Below are 1,499 nucleotides of genomic sequence, written 5' to 3'. Positions count from 1 at the left end.
AAATGAATGCGCATATAACTTTCAAAACTCATGCTCTAAAAGTCAAAGTCAAAGTCAAAGTCAAATGCGGTCGGCGTCGGTTTTAATAGTTGTAAGTGCATTCATTTGCGATGTCGACGCATAGTCACCTTTTCGCCCTTACGGCGAGTTCCTTTTTGAAGGATCAAAAAGGAACCAAAAAATCCTCGCGGGGGGTATGACTCACCCACATGGGTTACAAATCAGTTCACGCACATAGGTAACAGTCTTTAACTGGCAGGGTCGGTTTTCGAGGATCTGACCATGCCCTGGCGAGAGCTGAAACCTATGGACCTGAAAATGCTTTTCATCGCGGATTACCTGCAGGGGGCACCCAGCTTCAGCGCCCTGTGCCAGGCCTACGAGATCAGCCGAAAGACCGGCTACAAATGGGTCGAGCGATATGAGAAAGAGGGGCCTTCGGGGCTGGAAGAACGCAGCCGTCGCCGGTTGACCCAGGACTGGATCGTGCCTGTTGCAGTTCGCGAAGCCATCATCGAACTGCGCAGTCGAGGCGAAACGGAACCGGGTCCGAAAAAGATCCAGGCTGCGCTGCAAGAGCGTTTCCCTGATCAGGCGCCACCGTCGAAGACAGCGATCTACAACATCCTCAAGAAAGCCGAGCTGGTCAAACCACGCCGCTTACGTCAGCGGGTAGCGATCTATCCCAAGCCACTGGAGAAGGCAGAGTCGCCTAACCAACTGTTCAGTGCGGACTACAAAGGCCAATTTCTGACAGGTGCAGGCGTCTGGTGCTACCCGCTGACGATCATGGATCACGCCAGCCGCTTCCTGCTCGCCTGCCACAGCATGCCCAACACCAATCTTCTGGAAACGCAGGCCGTTTTCACCCAAGTGTTCCGGGAGAATGGTCTGCCTGAGCGGATTCGTACCGATAACGGTGTACCGTTTGCCAGTAAGGGACGTGCGGGACTTTCTCAGCTGTCGATCTGGTGGCTGCGTCTAGGCATCATTCCCGAGCGCATTGCGCCTGGTCGGCCTGAACAAAATGGCCGCCACGAACGCATGCATCGGACGCTCAAGAGCACGCTGCCATCGCCGCCGGCAGTGGCCTGGGAGGCTCAACAACGGCACTTTGATCGCTTTCGGCAGCACTACAATCACGAGCGCTTGCATGAAGCGTTGAAGCAGAAAACACCGGCGTCTTGCTACCAACCCTCGCCACGCCCATTCCCTGAAAAACTCCCCGAGATGACCTATCCCAGCCATATCGAGAGCTTGCCAGCGGATAGCTGCGGCATCATCAACCGCCGTGGCTTGAGGATTTACGTAGGCTATGTGCTCAAGCACCAGACCATTGGCCTGGAGCAGGTCGGGGATGGTGTCTGGGATGTTATTTTTGGTCCCATCATCCTTGGCAGGGTCGATGTGCGGGATGCCACTGATGGTTATGTAACACTCAAGGTGTTGTCACCTATGTGAGTGAACTTTTGTGTAACCCATGTGGGTGACCCGTACAT

At 54.7% G+C, this 1,499-nt stretch carries 1 protein-coding gene; it reads left to right on the top strand.

The annotated features are described in order from the left end of the window. Positions 1-282: 282 nt before the first annotated feature. On the top strand, positions 283-1,461 hold the full coding sequence (locus V0R62_RS26660; RefSeq protein ID WP_330105828.1) for an IS481 family transposase: 1,179 nt from the start codon (positions 283-285) through the stop codon (positions 1,459-1,461). The last annotated feature ends 38 nt before the right edge of the window (positions 1,462-1,499 follow it).

The sequence above is a fragment of the Pseudomonas carassii genome (assembly GCF_036324045.1).
GTDB classification, from domain to species: domain Bacteria; phylum Pseudomonadota; class Gammaproteobacteria; order Pseudomonadales; family Pseudomonadaceae; genus Aquipseudomonas; species Aquipseudomonas peradeniyensis.
This window is presented reverse-complemented; position numbering and strand designations above follow the sequence as displayed.